Source organism: Nocardia abscessus NBRC 100374 (assembly GCF_000308455.1).
Lineage (GTDB): Bacteria > Actinomycetota > Actinomycetes > Mycobacteriales > Mycobacteriaceae > Nocardia > Nocardia abscessus.
In genome coordinates this window covers 66,568-68,379 of record NZ_BAFP01000001.1, presented here as the reverse complement: position 1 = coordinate 68,379, position 1,812 = coordinate 66,568, and the positions used below count along the sequence as shown (strand labels likewise).

At 68.3% G+C, this 1,812-nt stretch carries 1 protein-coding gene; it reads left to right on the top strand.

From position 1 onward, the window contains the following. Nucleotides 1-184 precede the first annotated feature (184 nt). Nucleotides 185-1,576, top strand: a complete 1,392-nt coding sequence (locus ON19_RS00300) for a hypothetical protein (protein WP_227954534.1) — start codon at nucleotides 185-187, stop codon at nucleotides 1,574-1,576. Nucleotides 1,577-1,812: the final 236 nt, after the last annotated feature.

The following is a 1,812-nucleotide window of genomic DNA, read 5'->3' as shown; positions in this document are numbered from 1 at the left end:
AAGCAGATGGAGGACAGCAGGAACGAACCGGCGTTGCATCGACCAAGACGAGGAGGTCGGCGTCAAGGACACGTCATCTCGCGCCCCGGCTATCTTCGACGTTCGCGTTGCCACCGCAGAAGGACACTGCTTACTCGGCGGTGCACGGCGAGACCAGTGGCTCGATATCGATATGGAGGACGACGTGGCAGCAGAACCCGGTGAGCTGACCGCCGAACACCCGCTCGCTCGTGCGCTGGCGGCGCACGCGCCGACGGGGTGGCAGCGGGTGGACGCGGTGTTCGCGGTCACGGTGGTGGGCGAGATCGCCCAGCTTGTCTATACCGTTGGCGAGCAAGCGATGCCCGTAGACCCGCCGGAGCCGGTGCGTGCCATCGTCCGGGAGCACCGTGCTCTCGCGGCCGGTTCTGGTGCCGAACCGTGGTGGCGGATGATGATCGCGACGACGAGCTCCGGCGAGATCGAGGTCGCGTACGACTATGGCGATGAGCCTTTCCCAGACGGTCACCTGTTCGTCCCGGAGGCATATCGCGCCGACCTCGAGGCGTATCCGCGCCAAAAATTACCCGTGTGGCTGGCCGCCTATATCGGCCATGGTGACCGGCAGCGGCGTACTCCACAGCAGGCCGCCGCCCAGGCGCGCGCCGACCGGGCCGAAAAGGTCTGGGCGGTGCTCGCGGAGAACGAGTTCCCGCCGTTCCCGCAGATGTGGGCCCGGTGGACGACGATCGCCGCTGCGTTCGTGGCCGCGAAGTCGGATTGGGGTCCACGGATGCTGCCCTGGGTCGGGATATTCGAAGGCACCGCACGTGGCGGGTCGACATTGCACGCGCTTCCAGCCGGGCGAGCGGTGTTGTCCGGGGGCGTATGGAATGCGCCGACCTTGGACGCTGTCTACAACGCGGGCGCACCGATGCCGGAGCTGTACGGCGGCGCGCCGGACTGGGTGGCCGATCCGGTGTTGAATCCGCGGGCGGCTTCGGGCCTGCTGTCGTTCTGCTACTGGTGGGAGGCGGGGCGGTGGTACCGCGGGCAGTCGCCGTCGGCACAGGAGTGCGCGCCCGCGGTGCCAGGGGTGTGGACACGCGAGACGGCGATCAAGATCGTGGCGGGCGTAGTCGCGGACAGCCGGGGCGAAGACGTGCCGGAGGCGATAGGAGCATTGCTGTCCGCCGCCGAGGCGGGGAGGGTGACACGAGCGGCGCTGGCCGCCGTCTTCGGAGATGACGGCCGTTTCGATATCGACGGCGCGCTCTACCAGTTCTCGGTGGCCGGACTGTTGTCCACGGTGCCGGAGACGATGCCGCCCGAACAGGCGATCAGCCGGGTACGGGACTACATCACCGGACGGCAGTTCGATACCACCGGGTATCCGCTGTCCCAGCTGACCGCCGAGCGCCTCGGCGTCGGCTGGCGAGTGCACGTGCCGGGGCCCGAGGACGCGCGGTCGCGCCGGGCGATCTTCTACATCGCCGACGACGGCGAGTTCGCGCACTCCTCGTCGGCGGTCGATCAGGCGGAATTCGTCGCAGCGTTCGAACAGCGCTTCGTCGACCGCCACGGTCCGTTGGCCTGAGTCGCGACAAAAGGCGCTGGTCGGGCGGTTCTGTGCGGAGATCGACGCGGGGAACGTCGACGCCATGGACGACTTCGTCGCCGAGGACTGCCTCGAACACTCGCCTCCGCCGTTCCCTGACCGCAAGGGCGTCGAACACGCGTTTCGCGTGTTGTGGACGCCACTCCCGGCGGCACCGAATCGAGGACCAGCTCGCCGAAGGCGACCTGGTCGTCATGCGTTCGGCGCTACACCGG